Raw genomic sequence first — 15,844 nt, forward strand, 5'->3', positions numbered from 1 at the left:
GAGGAGCAATGTTTAGACGATAAACGCGTGAGAAGTCCATGGAGTTCCTCGGCAGGCGTTCATAGCCGGGCTTGTTGTTTTCGTTTGGCGTTGTCCCTACGGGCAGTCAGGCTTCGATGCTGCTTCTTGTAGGGGCTTTCTAAAGTTCCTTGTAGTTACGCCCTATTTTCTAGTCTCGCGGTGACCTTCACTATGGGTTTCGGTTAAAGATCTGTACGCGGCGAGAGGCCGATACTGCTCGGCTATGTAGGGAGGTTCGACTGTCGTGAAGGGGCTACAGTGCGGTGGAGTAGAAGGGGTTAACTTACGGCTAAATAGGGCCATCAAATGTGTTAGTGGCTAAAGTCACAAATTAGAACTTGCTTAATTGTTGAGTGTCAGCATTGTGAACATACGGCTTTGAGCGGTGTGGTCTGAGCTTTGATATTTATGCAGGTAGTAGGTTTATAAGTTCTGCTAGCGGTGAACTTATTTCGTTCTATGGGTGATAAGTCTCGTCTAGGTCAAGGGAAGGTAACGAACCGATAACAAAGCAAAATTGGGTAGTGCGAATGGACATCGGTTGTAATGATTTCGTAACCTATTCGAGACATTGAGTTACCGCCCGAAAGGTGCTCAATCTAAACAGAAGAATTACAGCGCCGCATCTGGCTCCTCCTACTGAGGGGCCGAGTGGAGGAAATCCTAAAGGAACGGATTTCCAACGAACGCTAGTCCCCCAGGGTCAGAGCTTCTCTTAGTAGAGAAGTAGGCGCGCAGGAAGAATTGGAGTTTTTCTCATGGCACAGCACCGTCGTCAGGGCATTAAGAACACCCGTCGAATCGCATCTACCGCAGCACTGGCTGCCACCGCAGCTGTCGTTGCGCCAGGCGTAGCGCAGGCGGCAGAGGTCGTCGTACCTAATACTGACTACCGCTTCGAGGTAGCAGGTCTGGAAAACGTCCCGAATATTGACCAGGTCCCGAACATTGACCGCTACGTTCCGTCTTTGGGCCAGGTTTCTGACCAGCAGAACACCAACTACGCAGCCGCCGGCCACAAGCAGGCAGCTCCGACACAGCAGACCGTTGGTCAGAAGGCGCTGGCAGCAGCCCGCTCCGTTATCGGCTCCCCGTACGTTTACGGCGCTGCAGGCCCTAACGCCTTCGATTGCTCCGGCCTGACCAGCTGGGCATACGCTCAGGCTGGCAAGCAGATTCCGCGTACCTCTCAGGCACAGGCCTCCGGTGGTACTCCGGTTTCGCTGGATCAGCTGCAGCCGGGTGACATCATCGCTTACTACGGTGGTGCTTCCCACGTCGGCATCTACACCGGCCACGGCACCATCATTGACGCTTTGAACTCCGGTGTTCCGGTTCAGGAGCGCGACATGAACTACATGCCGATTCACTCCGCTGTCCGCTTCTAATAGGTTGCGGATAGAGCCCTCCCTTCCGTGGGAGGGCTTTGTTGTGCATTAGGGGGTAAAACCCGCTATAATTGATGCGATTTTTAAATTCCTCTTAGTCTAAGGGTCCTTACGTGTCTAAACGAGTACTTCCCGTAGCTGCAATCGTGGCAGCTCTTGCTGTGTCGTCGGTTTCTGGGATTTCGCAGGTAGTTGCGCAGGAAGCGGCGCCGCAACAGGAAAACGCCACGGAAGATATGGACGCGTTGGTGGAGCGCGTTGGCGAGGTTGCGCGCAAGGTTTCCGCCAAGAATGAAGAAGTAAAAGAGCTAGAAATCAAGCTCGAGGAAAAACAGGCGGAAGTCTCTGATTCTGAGAGCGCAGCCGCTGAGGCGCAAACTCGGGCGGATGAGGCGAAGGGTGACGTGACCGCGCAGCAGAGCCGCGTCGATGACCTCGCTCAGTCGCGCTACCGCGGCGATTCTCGCTCCGCTGTATCGGGAGCGCTGGCTGCAGAAAATCCTTCCGATGCAGTTGAGCGCATGGGTTACCTCGGCGCGCTTTCCCGCCAGGCGCAGCGCACCCTTGATGCAAAGGCGAGCGCCGCTTCGACGGCGGAGGGAGAAAAGCACAAGGCTACTGAAGCCGCTACTAAGGTACGCGAGGAAAAGAAGGCGCTAGAAGAGCAGCGCGAGAAGCTCCTCAAGGAAAAGGAGGAGCTGGAAAAGCAGCAAGAGGACATCGAGAAGCAGGTAGACGCCCTCGATGAGCAACAGCGTCAGGCCTGGGAAGGGCAGTTCGGCGGTACCGATAAGCCTGATATGGATTTGGGCGAGGTTGCTGATGGTGCCGCTTCCGCTGCTCTGTCGAAGCTGGGTGCACCTTATGGCTGGGGCGCTGCAGGCCCAGATCAATTTGATTGCTCTGGGCTGATGTTCTGGGCGTATCAGCAGATTGGCAAGTCGATTCCACGTACGTCGCAGGCTCAGATTGCTGGCGGCACCTCGGTACCGCTAGAGGACCTGCAGCCGGGCGATATTGTGGGTTATTACCCTGGTGTCACTCACGTGGGTATGTACATCGGTAATGGGCAGGTGGTCCATGCCTCTACCTATGGCGTGCCTGTTCAGGTGGTGCCGTTGAAGTCCATGCCGATTACCGGAACGGCGCGGTACTAAGTGGCCCGCGTTCTGCTGGTAACCAATGATTTCCCGCCCAAGATCGGCGGGATTCAGTCTTACCTCCGGGATTTTTTAGCAACCTTAGATCCGCGCGGCGTCGTGGTATTTGCCTCGACTCAGGAGTCGCCGTCGGAATTCGATGCCGCGGTGGACTACAAGGTTATCCGTTGGCCTCGCCGAGTGATGCTGCCGACGCCGGCCACGGTGCGCCGCATGCAGGAGATTATCCGCGCCGAGGGCATTGACATCGTGTGGTTCGGTGCAGCTGCGCCCCTTGCCTTGATGGGCAAGGCCGCTAAAGAGGCAGGAGCCACCCGTGTGGTTGCTACAACCCACGGACACGAGGTGGGGTGGTCGATGCTGCCCGTCGCCAGGCAGTGCCTGCGCCGCATTGGTGATCACGCCGACGTCATTACTTATATCTCTGAATACACCCTGCGTCGGTTGCGCCGAGCATTTGGGCCGAATCCGCGGTGGGAGCATTTGCCTTCCGGCGTGAGTGTAGAAGGACTTTTCCCGGCCACACCGGAGCAACGTGCAGCTGCAAAGGCTGAGTTCGGTGTCAGCGGGCCGACTATCGTGTGCATATCGCGGTTCGTACCCCGCAAAGGCCAGGATCAGCTCCTACGCGCCATGCCCTTAGTACGTGGAGAATTCCCCGATACGCAGCTACTTCTTATCGGGCGCGGGCGCTATCGCCGGGCCTTAGAGGAACTGGCGGATATCTACTGCCCGGATGCAGTGATTCAAGAAGCAGAGAGCATTGAGACTGCCTTGCACGCGGCGGATATCTTTGCCATGCCGGCGCGCACTCGCGGCGGCGGTCTGGATGTTGAGGGCCTAGGCATTGTCTACTTGGAGGCCCAAGCGTGCGGCCTGCCGGTTATTGCCGGAAACTCCGGCGGAGCACCGGAGACAATGACGGAGGATACCGGAGTCGTCGTCAATGGCTCATCGGTGCAGGAACTGGCAGAGGCAGTAAAGGCTCTTTTGGCTGATCCGCAGCGTAGGCTCAGCATGGGGCAAGCGGGGCGTCGCCATGTAGAAGCTCATTGGACCTGGCGGATTATGGGCCAGCGATTGCGTCGGCTGATGTCCTGATGTGACCCTAACCAGGTTGTCGGTATATTCTGTTATGCATGCTTAAGAACAACTCCGCCGATCTCACTATCGGCTTTGACGTCGGTGGCACCAACGTGCGCGGTGGAGTGATCACTCGGGAAGGGGAAATTCTCGCCAGCCGTACCGTTCCCACTTCTATGGACGTCGAGCAACTGGAAGCGGACATAGTGGGTATCGTCGAGGAACTGCGCGCTGAATATACAGTGGATGCGGTTGGCCTCGCATTGGCGGGATTTCTGGATCCTTCGTGCGAAGTAGTGCGCTTTGCCCCGCATCTTCCATGGCGGCAAGCCCACGTGCAGGAATCGCTTTCGCGCAAGCTAGACATGCACGTGCGCTTGGAGCATGATGCAAATTCTGCTGCGTGGGGAGAATGGCGCTTTGGTGCTGGTCGTGGCGCGGAAGATTGGGTCTTTTTTGCAGTGGGAACCGGAATCGGCGCCACGCTGATGACGCATGACACCATTTACCGCGGTGCGTTCGGGACCGCACCAGAGTTTGGGCATATCGTGGTGTCTCCTAATGGGCGGCAGTGCTCGTGTGGCAAGCGTGGCTGTTTGGAGCGTTATGCCTCCGGGACTGCCTTGCCGGATACCTGCGCCGATCTGCGTGAACATTATGAGACTTCGTTGCCGGCGGAGCCTACAGGTAAAGAAATTACCCAGGCAGCGCGTAGGGGAGACCCGCTTGCTGTAGCGGTGATGGAAGACTTCAGCCGGTGGCTAGGCCAAGGCCTGTCCATTGTGGCCGATGTCCTCGATCCAGAGCTCATAGTGCTTGGCGGCGGCGTATCTCAAGACGCGGACTTGTACCTCGAAGGGGCCACCAAAGCCATGGGGCAAGATATTGTCGGGGCAGGGCATCGCCCCCTCGCACGTGTTGCCACCGCGGAATTGGGGTCTGCAGCGGGTATGATTGGCGTAGCCGATTTGGCCCGTAGCGGCCGTTAGAACGAACAAAGGACGACCTGGCGATGAAAAACAAGTGGTACTGGGCTTTTAAGTACATATTCTTCGGACCTGTCCTGCGCGTATGGAATCGCCCGTGGACCGAGGGAATTGAAAACATCCCAGCGGAAGGGCCCGCGATTTTGGTCTCGAATCACCAAGCTGTGATGGATTCTTTCTTCTTTCCTTTGGTATGCCCTCGCCAGATTACCTTTCCAGCTAAGTCGGAATATTTCACCACCCCTGGGTTCGTCGGTAGCTTGCAGAAGTGGTTTTTTACTTCGGTAGGCCAAGTCCCCATCGAGCGCGATAGTGAAGACGCTGGCGATGCCATTGTGCAAACCGCAGAAAGCATCTTGTCCCGCGGGGACCTTTTCGGTATTTACCCGGAAGGCACCCGTTCTCCGGATGGTCGCGTTTATAAGGGCCGCACCGGCATGGCGCGCATTGCGATGGAGACTAACCAACCGGTTTTCCCCATTGCGATGATCAACACGCGCAAAGCTAATCCCATTGGCTCGTGGATTCCTCGCCCCTTCAAGGTCGGCGTGCGGGTGGGCGACGCCATCTGGCCGCATGAGTGGGCCAAAGAGCGCGGTATGAATCCAAAAGAGCATGAGACGATCCGTGCCTTTACTGATTTTGTGATGCGCAATTTGGCCGAGATGAGCGATAAGCCTTATGTTGATGTGTACGCCTCCGATGTGAAGGCTTCACTCAAAGCTGGCCATGGTTACCCCGCCGGCGCAGAATACAAGGGGAGGTAATCACTATTCCCAAGGCCCGCTTAGCCTGGCCAGATACCGCTAAAGGCGTATCCATTATCGGCGTCGTGCTGCTGCACGTCACGCTGGTAGTTCCAGAAGGTGAGCTAACGTGGTTGGCTGCCCTAAACGTATGGCTGGACCCGCTCCGCCTACCCTTGTTCTTTCTCGTATCCGGCTATTTCTCTACCAAGATTTTTCGCTATTCTTTTAGCGAGCTATTTACTCGACGCCTGTGGTTTTTCCTCGTTCCCTATACGGTGTGGATGACCGTTGAACTATGGACCAAGCGCATCGAGTATCACTGGGTTTTCGGTGATCCCTATCTCCAGGTTACTGAGCTACTGTATAACCTGCTTTTGGGGCACACGATGGCTTGGTTTATTCACTCGCTCATTTTGTTCAATATATTTTTGTGGGCCGTGCGCAAGCTGCCAGCGTGGGCGGGCATAGGACTAAGTTTTGCACCGCTGCTTTTTATAGCCTGGCAGGACCACTATTTTTTCATCGGCAAGGCAATTATGTTCTTGCCCATTTTCGTGGGGGCGGCCTATTTGCGTGGACCAATTACGCGGTTTGCCGACGCCGCCGAAGCACCCTTCAAGGGCAACTTCCACACAGGATCGCTATGGGTATATTGTGCGGCCATCATTAGCTACATCACGGGACTGTCCCTCCGCCAAACCTGGAATGCTATCGAAGGTGACGTAGCTGTGCAGTGGCCATTGCCAGGTGGGGACGTCCTCGGCCGGGGCGATTTAGATCTCTTGATTCGCTTTGCAGAGCAAACGCTCGAAACCCCAGCGGGCATCGTCGGTGCGGTCATCATCAGCCATATTCCGGCGCTTTCCACCTTCGTAAAATTTGTCGGCCGGCACACGTTGCCCATTTACTTGGCCCACCCCATTGGTATGACGGTGGGATTCGGGTTCTTCATGGCCCACCGAGACTACGCGGTGAGCCTGGCCGGCGCGTGGCCCATGGAAAATACCTGGTTCTGGATTGGAGCCTGCTTTTTCTACTCGGCAGCGGCCTCGGTGGCACTGTGGGCGCTGGGCAAGGTACCTATCCTTGGGTGGACGCTGGTTCCACCGCGGATTGATAAGCGCCGGCCCGTCGTAGAGCCAATGGTAGCGAACAAAGAACCAGCAGGGCAGTAACGATGGCGTAATCATTGCCCACGATGTGCTGCCACCAGGCCCAGCTTAGCTCTTGGCCATTGGCATGAGGCACGAGCCAGTGCCCGCGAGCCAGAAGCGCCAGCCACGTTAGTGCGGCAAACCCCCAGTGGCGACGGGCCACCAGAAGCACTCCCGCCAAAACGAGCCAGGTAAAGTGGTGCGACCACGACACCGGCGAGCACAGCAGCGAAACTGATGCGGCCAGAAGCATGAGCACCGCTTGGTTCTCCTGTGAGAGACGCTCCATGGTAAACCAGACGAGGGCAATGACGAGGAGAACAGCTACGAGCCATAGCTTTTCGGCGTGTTCTGGGGCTAGGCGGCTGAAGAATCCGCGCAGAGATTGGTTGGAGCTATAGGCAAGGCCGCCAATGCGGTTGGAATCGCGCAACGTATCGCTCCAGTACTGGATGGAACTATGCGGATTGCAAGCAAAGGCAAGGAGACCCGCGGCTAGGAAGGCGCCTAGCGCGCTGAAAAATGCGCGCCATTCCCTGCGGACAAAGAACACGGCGAGGAATACTGCGGGGGTGAGCTTGATAGCCATTGCAATACCGGTCAGCACGCCGCGGCCACGGCTGGGGCTAAGCCAGAGGATATCCACCACCACTAGTGCGGTCAGCAAGATATTGACCTGCCCGAAGCTAAAGGTCTCCGTGATCGGCTCAGTAAGCATTGCGGCCAAAAGCGCCCAACCTGCCCAGCCAGGGCAGCGCAAAGCACGCAGAACGAGGGCTACGCAGCCCCAAAGCGCAGCAAAGGAAGCGATAGATATGAGGATGCTTGCGACGGTGAGGGGAATCCAGCTCAATGGGACAAAAAGCAGCGCCGCAAACGGCGGGTAGGTAAAGGGGAGAGAGACATCGCGATTGCTGCCCACTAGGTAATCTTTGGCATATAAATCGCTGCCAAAGCCGGCACCGCCTTCGCGGTAAACGTCGAGGTCAATGTGGTAGTAGGTGGAGAAATGGCCGGAGAAAAGCTCCGGAATATCAATCAGCCACCAAAGGGCCACGAGGGCAGATAGGCACAAGGGAAATGCAGTAAACCACACAGACTTCTTCACGCCAGAAGTGTACAACTGTCTCTTTAAGGGGCCAATTTACCGCCCCGGATAAGGCGACGCTAGGCTTGGGAGACGTGCGCTACTTCTATGACACCGAATTTATCGAAGATGGACAGACCATTGAATTGGTCTCCATCGGCATCGTCGGTGAGAATGGCAGCGAGTACTACGCTGTGTCTACGGATTTTGATCCGGCAAAGGCCAATTCTTGGGTAAAAGACAATGTATTAGCCAAGTTGCCCAGCCCCCGGGATCCAGTGTGGAAACCTTTGGAGACCATCCGCACGGAGGTCTTTGAATTCCTGACCCAAAGTTCCACTCCGATAGAGCTGTGGGCGTGGGTGGGAGCCTACGATCACGTGGTATTGGCGCAGTTGTGGGGAGATATGGCCGGGCTGCCTAGGCGGATGCCGCGCTATACCCGCGAGCTCAAGCAGTACTGGGAGTTTGCAGGACGACCAAGCTTGCCCGCCGTGCCAAAGGGCAATCATGATGCGCTTGTCGACGCCCGCCATAACCTTGCCAAGTTCCGTGCCTGCGCCCAGGTGCTTCCGCTCTCTAAGGGCAATAGAATCAATATCTAGAATTTAACTAACGCGCTATAGGTCCTTAATGGTTAAATAGCAGTGTGAGTTGGACAGTAGATATTCCGCAAGGCGTTCTCCCGGACCTTCCACCATTGCCTGAGGGCATCGAGGAAGTCTTCCAAGACGTCATCAAGCGTGATGCAAAGCAGCAGCCAAGCTGGGATCCCTCCCAGGCCAATAACGTGCGCAAAATTCTCGAATCCGTGCCTCCTATCGTGGTTGCGCCCGAGATTGAAGCGCTCAAGAAGAAGCTGGCAGACGTTGCCCTAGGCAAGGCTTTTTTGCTGCAAGGCGGCGACTGTGCAGAAACGTTTGAGTCAAATACCGAGCCGCATATCCGCGGCAACGTGAAAACGCTGCTGCAGATGGCCGTGGTGTTGACCTATGGTGCCTCGGTTCCCGTGGTGAAACTGGGCCGCATCGCCGGCCAGTACGCCAAGCCGCGTTCCTCTGATACGGATTCTAACGGTCTGTTGAACTACCGCGGTGACATTGTCAATGGCGTGGAGCCAAGCGAGGAGGCGCGCCGTCACGACCCCGCCCGCATGATCCGCGCCTACGCAAACTCTTCGGCGGCAATGAACCTGGTACGTTCGCTAACCTCGTCTGGAACTGCGGATCTCTACCGCCTGCATGAGTGGAACCGTGAGTTCGTGCGTAAATCTCGCGCTGGTGCCCGCTACCAGGACCTAGCCCGTGAGATCGAAAACGGCCTGAACTTTATGAATGCCTGCGGCGTGCACGATGACACCTTGCGCTCTGCCGAAATCTACTGCTCGCACGAAGCATTGCTGAAGGACTACGAGCGCTCCATGCTGCGCTTGGGCTTGGATAATAACGGCGATACCAAGCTCTACGATCTTTCTGCGCACCAAGTATGGATTGGTGAGCGCACTCGAGGTATCGAGGATTTCCACGTGAATTTTGCGGCGATGATTGGCAACCCAGTGGGCATCAAGCTGGGGCCAGGGGTAACCCCAGAGCAGGCCGTGGAGTACGCAGAAAGGCTCGACCCGAACCGCGAACCTGGTCGCCTGACCATGAATTCGCGCATGGGCCACGATAAGGTCCGCAGCGTTCTACCTGCCATCGTGAAGGCAGTGGAAGACTCAGGCCACAAGGTGGTTTGGCAGTCTGATCCGATGCACGGCAATACCTTTACCGCATCCAATGGTTATAAGACTCGCCACTTTGACAAGATTGTGGACGAGGTCCAAGGCTTCTTTGAGGTCCACCGTGAACTGGGCACCCATCCGGGTGGCGTGCACCTCGAGTTCACCGGTGAAGACGTCACCGAGTGCCTAGGCGGTGCCGAGGACATCACCGACGTGGACCTGCCGGGCCGCTATGAGTCTGCCGTAGATCCGCGCTTGAATACACAGCAATCGCTAGAGCTGTCTTTCCTCATTGCGGAGATGCTGCGTAACTAAATCCACAGGTTCGGCGTCATGCCATAAAGCGAAGAACCGAACCACCACCCGCCGATCGCCACCGCGCCAACAGCAATCGCTACCACTAGTAGGAAAAGAACTAGTGAAAGCGGATTGCGGTTGGTCAACGGACGCTCGGCGGGTTCTTCTTGTGCGCTGTGGACCGGTTGCTCAGGGACAGACGCCGGCACCGGTGGTGGCGCAGATGCAGCTGCCGGGGCAAACGGCTCGAGGGGGGACTCGGCCGTGGAATATGGCTGCGGTTGTGGCTGCGGCCCTGGAGCGGCCCCCGCCTGAGGCATATCCAGTTTTGTTTCAAAACTAAGGCGCTGCGGCGGGATGACTTCTGTCGGGCCACCGTCAAGATGTTCCGTTTCGTCCTGCGAGATGCTGCGAGTGGGCTCAAAGATCTCGGTGGCTCCTGTGCCAGAAAAATCCGTAGGAGCCTGTGCCGTGCGCGCTGCCGCAGCGTTCCTTGGCACGGGGATGGTCACGTCTGGGAGATCGAGCTCTCGGCAGACGTCATCGAGCGCCTCGAGAAACTCGCCGGCGTCGGAGAAGCGCTCACGGGGATCACGGGCGGTGGCGGTGGCCACGAGGGCGTCGACAAGCTTGGGCACACCAGAGATACGCGACGACGGCGCGGGGACGTCGGAACTTAAGCGGGCCGTGGCATGCGCCATGGGAGTATCGCCAGAAAAGGGAACGGTGCCGGTAAGCAGCTCGAAGAGGACAATACCGGCTGAATATACATCTGAGGCCGGGGTAATTTCCTCACCTGTGACTTGCTCTGGCGCAAGGTAGGACACGGTGCCCACAATCATGTTTGTCGTGGCTTCGGCATTGGTGGCGCGCACCAGCCCAAAATCGCCCACCTTTACTCGGTGGTGGGAGGTAATAAGCACATTATCGGGTTTGATGTCGCGGTGGATGAGCCCGGTGGAATGCACCTCCTCTAGGCCGCGGAGAACATTGCGCAGGGTAGAGGTGGCTGCCTGCACCGGGAAGGGGCCGCCTTCGGCCAGAAGCTCGCGCAGCGTACCGCCATCGATGAGCTCCATGATGAGGTAGATGGGCTCACCATCGGCCGAAAAGTCGTGAATAGCCACGAGGTTGGGATGCTGCAAACGAGCCATGGCGCGGGCCTCGCGCGAAAAGCGCTTGATAAAAACTGGGTCATCGGAATAGCGCTCGTCCATGACCTTGGCCGCTACCGCTCGCCCAAGCCGCATGTCCACGCAACGATAGACGGTAGACATGCCACCGCGGGCAATGGGGCGATCGATGCGGTAACGGTTTTCCAGCACGTCACCAATTTCCAACCTAGTCATGCTTCCCAGTATGGCTGATCCTCTAGCCCGCGTTAAAGTAGAGAACGTGACTAATGCAGAAAAATCCCTAGATACCTTGCTCTCTAACGAAGAACTGCTCAGCATGCAGCAAGTAGCAGAAAAGCTAGACTTGCCCATTACGCGCGCCTATGACCTGCTGCAGGACCGAAAGTTCATCGCCTGGGATTCCCCAGAAGGAAAGCGGGTGCCGCTGGCCTTCTTCAATGATAAAGGTGTCATTGCCAAGCATGTGACCGCGGCGATTACCGTATTGACCGACGGCGGCTATAAGGACACCGAAATCTTCAAGCACCTCTTTACTGAGGATGATTCACTGCCGGGCCGCCCCATCGATGCCTTGCATGGTCACCTCGCCCGCGAGGTTATCCGGCGTGCTCAGGCTGCCGCTTTTTAGGCACGCCTTCAAATATCCACTGAATGGCAAACCATGCCACCACGATCATCCCGATGACCCAGAACCAGTTGTAGAGCTGGTGATTGCCATCGCCGGAGAAGGAGACGCCGATAAACAGGGCCACGCCGGAGGCGAATTTAATAAGCCATAATGGCGGCCGGAACGTGCCCATCAGGGTAAAGATGGAGGCGTAATACCACGGCAAGGTCACGGCATTGAAGACAAAGGCGACCTGGTAGGCGGCCGCGGTGCCCATGACAGCGTCGCGGTCGTCCTTGCGGCATAGCCACCACACCGCCACCAGTCCGATGAGCATGCAGGCCATTGCGATGCTGCGCAAGACAGCCAGGATGGCGTTATAGGAAGCATCCGGCATAAAGATTTGCACGGCGGGGAAGATTACATCAGTGGCTAGGGTTGGCCCCGCAAGCGGGTTGATCACCTTGGAATTGCCGCTTACCTGAGACAACCAGCCCCAAGACGTTCCCGAAATCCATGTGATGAGGGCTACCGCAGCGATGATTTCTACCAGCGCAGTTAGGCCAGAAAGCACAAAGACGAATAGCGACCGCCACTTGCTAGAGCCTTTGGGCGCGTAGTAGTGAAGCATCATCCATACAATGAAAGGTGCCGCAATGACGGCAGTGGCCTTCATCGCCACTGCCGTGCCTACGAGGAGGAGGGCGGCGTGGAAATGCCTGTTCAAAGCTGCTAGCAGCCCGATAGATACGAGACCCACCATGAGAGATTCATTGTGCATGCCGCCGATGAGGTGCAAGATAATGACTGGGTTTGCCACGCCAAGCCACAAAGCTACCGCCGGATCAGCGCCGAGTTTCGAAGCGATGCGGGGGATAGACCAAGCGATGGTGATAAAACCTAATAGGGAAAGAACCTTATACGCGGCGACACCTGCGGTGACGTTGTCACCCACCAAGCCGGTGACCAATTCACCTATCCATAAATGAAGGGGGCCATAGGGCGTGGTGGTATTGCGCCAGTCCTGGGAAACCTCAAGAAGGAAGGGGCCTGGATTGACAGCAGCACCTTCGGTATAAGGATCGAAGCCGTCGCGGACCATTGCGCCCTGCATGAGATAGGAATACACATCGCGCGAAGCCAGGGGACCGGCAAATACAAGGGGAGTGACCCAGGCAAAGAGGATGCGCTGGATATCGCGTAAGCCGCCCTTGGGGCGAGGGTTAGTAAGCTGCGGGCGAATAATGGTGCGCCCAGCGAGTACCCAAGCCGCAGCTAAGAGGAAAATGCCCACCCAGTACAGCGCAAGACCGAGATTGCGCCCGTGACCATAAGACAAGAAGCCAATATTTAGCGCCTCAAGGAGCCCGCCGCGGTTCCGGGTAGCGCCGCCGGAGAATGAGGCAAACAGCAAAATACAGGATGCCGATAATCCCAGTGGTAGCGCGCGCGGAATGGGAAAGGAGTACGTCTTTGACACGGCAAAAACCTACTTGTGGCGAGCCGTGGCCTTGATTGCCAACTGCTCTAGGGTTTCGGTTACCGCGGGATCTACTCGTGCGGCGCGCAGGTGCTGCAAACCGGATTGCGTCAGTGATGCGATGCGGCGCTCAATCTCTTCCGGTGCGCCCGAATCAGCGATAATCTGCGCTAAGCGCGATAGCTCCTGGGGATCTGAGGTGTGACCGATGAGCTTGCGTAGGGTGGCCGCAGCCTGCGGGTCGGATTCATCCGCGCGACGAAGCGCTAGCGCCAAAAGCTCGGTGCGTTTTCCTTCGCGCAGATCATCACCGGCAGGTTTGCCGGTTACGGCGGGATCGCCAAAGACACCCAATTGATCGTCGCGCAACTGGTAGGCAATGCCGATATCTTGCCCGTAGCCGCGGAAGGCTGCGGTAAGTTCTTCGCTAGCACCGGCAATCGAGGCGCCCAAGTGCAATGGGCGTTCAATGGTATAGGCGGCCGTTTTATAGCGGTTGACGGAATTGGCAAGCTCTACGGATTCGGAACCGGCCGCCTCCAAAGAGATATCTAAAAGTTGTCCGCCAATGACTTCAGTTCGCATGCCGCGCCACGGGCTGCGAGCTCGGTGTAAAGCTGCCGCACTAAGACCGGAGTCCTGGAACATGTCCTCCGCATACACCAGCGCTAGATCGCCGACCAAGATTGCTACGGACGTGCCAAAAAATTCTGGGTCCCCCAAGTATCCCGACTCGCGGTGCAGCTTTTCGACGCCTCGGTGCACCGTAGGATTGCCGCGCCGGGTATTTGAAGCATCGATAATGTCATCATGGATGAGCGCACATGCCTGGATAAATTCCAGGGAAGCGGCCGCGCGGAGCATGGCCTCCGGGTCTTCTTCTCCGCGACCAGCAGCGAGGTAGCCCGCCCAGGCATAGGTGGGGCGCACCCGCTTGCCGCCGTCAAGCACGAAGGATTCCAAAAAGCTCACGGCCTTAGTTACAGGGGCACCAATTGCGGCCACCTGCTCTCGGCGTTGATCAAGAAAGGCAGCGAGTTCTTCGTGTACCGCACCGGGAATGTCCGCCAGCTCAGGAATATTTTGCATAGTCACATCCCACACGATACCGCCTAGAGCACTTAAGAAATAACAGAGGTTTACAGCGGCAGCCTAGCGCCCAAGATGGCAAAAGGGCGGGCATCGGCGGGGTAGAGGTGATTGCGGAGGACATCGAAAAAACCGGCGGACCTATAGAGGCGGAAGGCACCGTTGTCCTCGTTTGGTACTTCAGGCGTGGACAATAGGGCATAACGCGCCGGGGCATTCCATAACAATCCCTCTAAGAGCTTTTTACCCAGGCCGTGTCCCTGGTATTGCGGCAATACGTGGATCTCCGCCAATTCGTAGTAGTTGCGTACGATGTCCCACTGCTCTTCAGTGGGACCGCCTTGCAAACGTAGCCCGCGACGAAGCTCAGCGTCCCACCAGCTATCCGGAGAACCTAGAAACCCATAGGACACCCCAACGATGCCGTCGTCCTGGGTGGCTATCTGCGCGCTGAATCCAGGGCGCGTCAAGTCACGTCGCCAGCTGGAGATGCGGCTGTGCACGATGGCGGGGTTGTAGTTCATTGCCTCGATATGGATTTCAACCAATTGAGGGGCCAGTAAGGAAAACTCCGGCGGGGTTAGGCGGCGAATTTCAAAGCTCACAGTATCTATGACACCAGAAGTCTGGCCCAGAGGCGGACAGTGGGGCGAACTCTGTCTTTCGGACGCGGTGTTAAAAAGTCGAACAATCGGCCTTATAGAACCTTGTGCGCAGGGTATACCCTTGTCTAATTCGAACAGGTGCACTATTCTTAAGGGTGAAATGTCCGGCGGCTTCCTTAGGGTCAATGGGCAAAACCAACGACGTTATTTATTTAGTTAAGGACAAAGGCAATGGCACAGATTATTTCGGCAACGCGTACCCGTTCTAATGGCCGGGCGGGCGGCAAGCGAGCGCGGTTCCTCTTTCAGGCTCGAGAATTATTGGATGCCGCACGCGGTTATGCGGCTGAGGGGAGGTTCGATCAAGCTTTAGAGGTGGCGTACCAATCGGCCCTTCGCACCGCGGGGGCGCGGGTAGCTGCATCGGCGGTGGCTCGACGTCGCCGCCTCCCCTCTAGCGCATGGGACCGGCTAGCGCTCGTAGGTGTGGAGGAAAAGCGGTGGGCTGAATCTTTTAAGGGCTATTCGCGTACCCGCGCTCGCGTAGCATCGGGCTTGGATGAAGTCCCGGGCGAGGATTTTGTCTACGGTCTTATGCAGCGTGCTGCACAGTTCTTGGATGAAAGTGAGTTAGAGACTTCTTTTGGCTCTTTTGCTGCGTAGTCACTGCGTGGGGGCGCTCACTACCTTTTAGGGAACATACTGATTATTCTGGGCGTTAGTATAAGTAGAACTATTGCCGCCCGAAGCCCAATCCCTAGTTGGAGGAACAGTGTCTCTTTCTGAACAGGAGCAGCGTACGCTCCGTGAAATTGAGGAATCGTTACTTGCTGATGATCCTAAGTTTGGCGCTTCCGTTTCTGAGCCTGCGTCGTTCGGTGGCTCTGGCGGCGCGGTAACCCTGCGTGGTGTAGCACTCGTTGTTGTCGGTCTATGCATGCTCATTGGCGGTGTTGCCCTCGCGCAACAGAGTCTGTGGTTTATTGCGCTTTCCATTGCGGGCTTTTTAGTGATGTTTGCCGCTGGTGTGTGGATGCTGCGCGGTGATGGCTCCGGCTATTCGGTGAAGAAGCGTGATTCTGGTGCCCGTGCAAAGAAGTCTGCCGCCCGTAGGGGCGGAGTCAGCGATAAGCTGGAGGAAAACTTCCGCCGCCGTTTTGAGGGGCGTTAGCGCTTCTCATTTTCAAGCTCACCCCCGGTCGACCTAGCAAAGGTTGACCGGGGATTTTTTGTATCCAACCAAAAATCCCCACTTTGCCCCACTGGAGAAGCGTTCGGT

General features: G+C 56.9%; 16 protein-coding genes. 11 read left to right on the forward strand and 5 right to left on the reverse strand.

The window, feature by feature from the left end:
* The first annotated feature begins 779 nt into the window (after positions 1 to 779).
* The 6 genes from WMP96_RS00585 (at position 780) to WMP96_RS00610 (ending at position 6,562) form a co-directional block, all read left to right on the forward strand.
* Positions 780 to 1,409: a C40 family peptidase gene (locus WMP96_RS00585; RefSeq protein ID WP_301715592.1), complete on the forward strand. Its 630-nt coding sequence runs from the start codon at positions 780 to 782 to the stop codon at positions 1,407 to 1,409.
* Positions 1,410 to 1,522: 113 nt separating this feature from the next.
* Entirely contained in the window at positions 1,523 to 2,566 is a 1,044-nt protein-coding gene (locus tag WMP96_RS00590; RefSeq protein WP_200288858.1) for a C40 family peptidase, read from the forward strand.
* The gene (locus tag WMP96_RS00595) at positions 2,567 to 3,670 is read left to right on the forward strand and encodes a glycosyltransferase family 4 protein (protein ID WP_301715593.1); all 1,104 of its coding nucleotides are present in this window, start codon (positions 2,567 to 2,569) and stop codon (positions 3,668 to 3,670) included.
* 38 nt (positions 3,671 to 3,708) lie between these two features.
* The gene (locus WMP96_RS00600; protein ID WP_239204393.1) at positions 3,709 to 4,641 is read left to right on the forward strand and encodes an ROK family protein; all 933 of its coding nucleotides are present in this window, start codon (positions 3,709 to 3,711) and stop codon (positions 4,639 to 4,641) included.
* Positions 4,642 to 4,664: 23 nt separating this feature from the next.
* Positions 4,665 to 5,405: a lysophospholipid acyltransferase family protein gene (locus tag WMP96_RS00605; protein WP_023021182.1), complete on the forward strand. Its 741-nt coding sequence runs from the start codon at positions 4,665 to 4,667 to the stop codon at positions 5,403 to 5,405.
* Positions 5,406 to 5,470: 65 nt separating this feature from the next.
* Entirely contained in the window at positions 5,471 to 6,562 is a 1,092-nt protein-coding gene (locus WMP96_RS00610; protein ID WP_023021183.1) for a hypothetical protein, read from the forward strand.
* Here the strand turns inward: WMP96_RS00610 and WMP96_RS00615 are convergent.
* Entirely contained in the window at positions 6,468 to 7,649 is a 1,182-nt protein-coding gene (locus tag WMP96_RS00615; RefSeq protein ID WP_301715595.1) for a glycosyltransferase 87 family protein, read from the reverse strand. The two genes, WMP96_RS00610 and WMP96_RS00615, sit on opposite strands and share 95 nt — an antisense overlap.
* Positions 7,650 to 7,723: 74 nt before the next feature.
* On the opposite strand from WMP96_RS00615, the gene WMP96_RS00620 reads away from it, so the two are divergent.
* Positions 7,724 to 8,233, forward strand: a complete 510-nt coding sequence (locus WMP96_RS00620) for a polyadenylate-specific 3'-exoribonuclease AS (protein WP_239204554.1) — start codon at positions 7,724 to 7,726, stop codon at positions 8,231 to 8,233.
* A gap of 44 nt (positions 8,234 to 8,277) precedes the next feature.
* Positions 8,278 to 9,666, forward strand: coding sequence for a class II 3-deoxy-7-phosphoheptulonate synthase (locus WMP96_RS00625; RefSeq protein ID WP_301715596.1), 1,389 nt, complete (start codon positions 8,278 to 8,280; stop codon positions 9,664 to 9,666).
* On the opposite strand, the gene WMP96_RS00630 is transcribed toward WMP96_RS00625, so the two are convergent.
* Positions 9,663 to 10,997 carry a protein kinase domain-containing protein gene (locus tag WMP96_RS00630; protein WP_301715597.1) on the reverse strand — a complete coding sequence of 445 codons (1,335 nt, stop codon included), beginning with the start codon at positions 10,995 to 10,997 and terminating at the stop codon, positions 9,663 to 9,665. The genes WMP96_RS00625 and WMP96_RS00630 overlap by 4 nt on opposite strands.
* Positions 10,998 to 11,007: 10 nt before the next feature.
* Between WMP96_RS00630 and WMP96_RS00635 the strand changes: the two genes are divergently transcribed.
* Positions 11,008 to 11,412, forward strand: coding sequence for an Rv2175c family DNA-binding protein (locus WMP96_RS00635; protein WP_301715598.1), 405 nt, complete (start codon positions 11,008 to 11,010; stop codon positions 11,410 to 11,412).
* Here the strand turns inward: WMP96_RS00635 and WMP96_RS00640 are convergent.
* The 3 genes from WMP96_RS00640 to WMP96_RS00650 are packed head-to-tail and all read right to left on the reverse strand — an operon-like array spanning position 11,381 to position 14,565.
* A complete protein-coding gene (locus WMP96_RS00640; RefSeq protein WP_239204385.1) occupies positions 11,381 to 12,871 on the reverse strand; it encodes an alpha-(1->6)-mannopyranosyltransferase A in 1,491 nt (496 codons plus the stop codon). The genes WMP96_RS00635 and WMP96_RS00640 overlap by 32 nt on opposite strands.
* A 9-nt stretch (positions 12,872 to 12,880) precedes the next feature.
* Positions 12,881 to 13,960 carry a polyprenyl synthetase family protein gene (locus WMP96_RS00645; RefSeq protein ID WP_340431837.1) on the reverse strand — a complete coding sequence of 360 codons (1,080 nt, stop codon included), beginning with the start codon at positions 13,958 to 13,960 and terminating at the stop codon, positions 12,881 to 12,883.
* 50 nt (positions 13,961 to 14,010) lie between these two features.
* Positions 14,011 to 14,565 carry a GNAT family N-acetyltransferase gene (locus tag WMP96_RS00650; RefSeq protein ID WP_023021191.1) on the reverse strand — a complete coding sequence of 185 codons (555 nt, stop codon included), beginning with the start codon at positions 14,563 to 14,565 and terminating at the stop codon, positions 14,011 to 14,013.
* Positions 14,566 to 14,796: 231 nt separating this feature from the next.
* Here WMP96_RS00650 and WMP96_RS00655 point away from each other — a divergent pair, with 231 nt between their 5' ends.
* The gene (locus WMP96_RS00655) at positions 14,797 to 15,228 is read left to right on the forward strand and encodes an SAV_6107 family HEPN domain-containing protein (RefSeq protein WP_086587385.1); all 432 of its coding nucleotides are present in this window, start codon (positions 14,797 to 14,799) and stop codon (positions 15,226 to 15,228) included.
* A gap of 109 nt (positions 15,229 to 15,337) precedes the next feature.
* Entirely contained in the window at positions 15,338 to 15,736 is a 399-nt protein-coding gene (locus tag WMP96_RS00660; protein ID WP_086587386.1) for a DUF3040 domain-containing protein, read from the forward strand.
* The last annotated feature ends 108 nt before the right edge of the window (positions 15,737 to 15,844 follow it).

Source organism: Corynebacterium sp. KPL4035 (assembly GCF_037908325.1).
Taxonomy (GTDB): Bacteria; Actinomycetota; Actinomycetes; order Mycobacteriales; family Mycobacteriaceae; genus Corynebacterium; species Corynebacterium kefirresidentii.

Excerpts from the sequence above, each read along its gene's own strand:
- WMP96_RS00600 (WP_239204393.1), top strand. The coding sequence starts at position 3,709 with ATGCTTAAGAACAACTCCGCCGATCTCACTATCGGCTTTGACGTCGGT.
- WMP96_RS00585 (WP_301715592.1), top strand. The coding sequence starts at position 780 with ATGGCACAGCACCGTCGTCAGGGCATTAAGAACACCCGTCGAATCGCA.
- WMP96_RS00630 (WP_301715597.1), bottom strand. The coding sequence starts at position 10,997 with ATGACTAGGTTGGAAATTGGTGACGTGCTGGAAAACCGTTACCGCATC.
- WMP96_RS00645 (WP_340431837.1), bottom strand. The coding sequence starts at position 13,960 with ATGCAAAATATTCCTGAGCTGGCGGACATTCCCGGTGCGGTACACGAA.
- WMP96_RS00635 (WP_301715598.1), top strand. The coding sequence starts at position 11,008 with ATGGCTGATCCTCTAGCCCGCGTTAAAGTAGAGAACGTGACTAATGCA.
- WMP96_RS00605 (WP_023021182.1), top strand. The coding sequence starts at position 4,665 with ATGAAAAACAAGTGGTACTGGGCTTTTAAGTACATATTCTTCGGACCT.
- WMP96_RS00655 (WP_086587385.1), top strand. The coding sequence starts at position 14,797 with ATGGCACAGATTATTTCGGCAACGCGTACCCGTTCTAATGGCCGGGCG.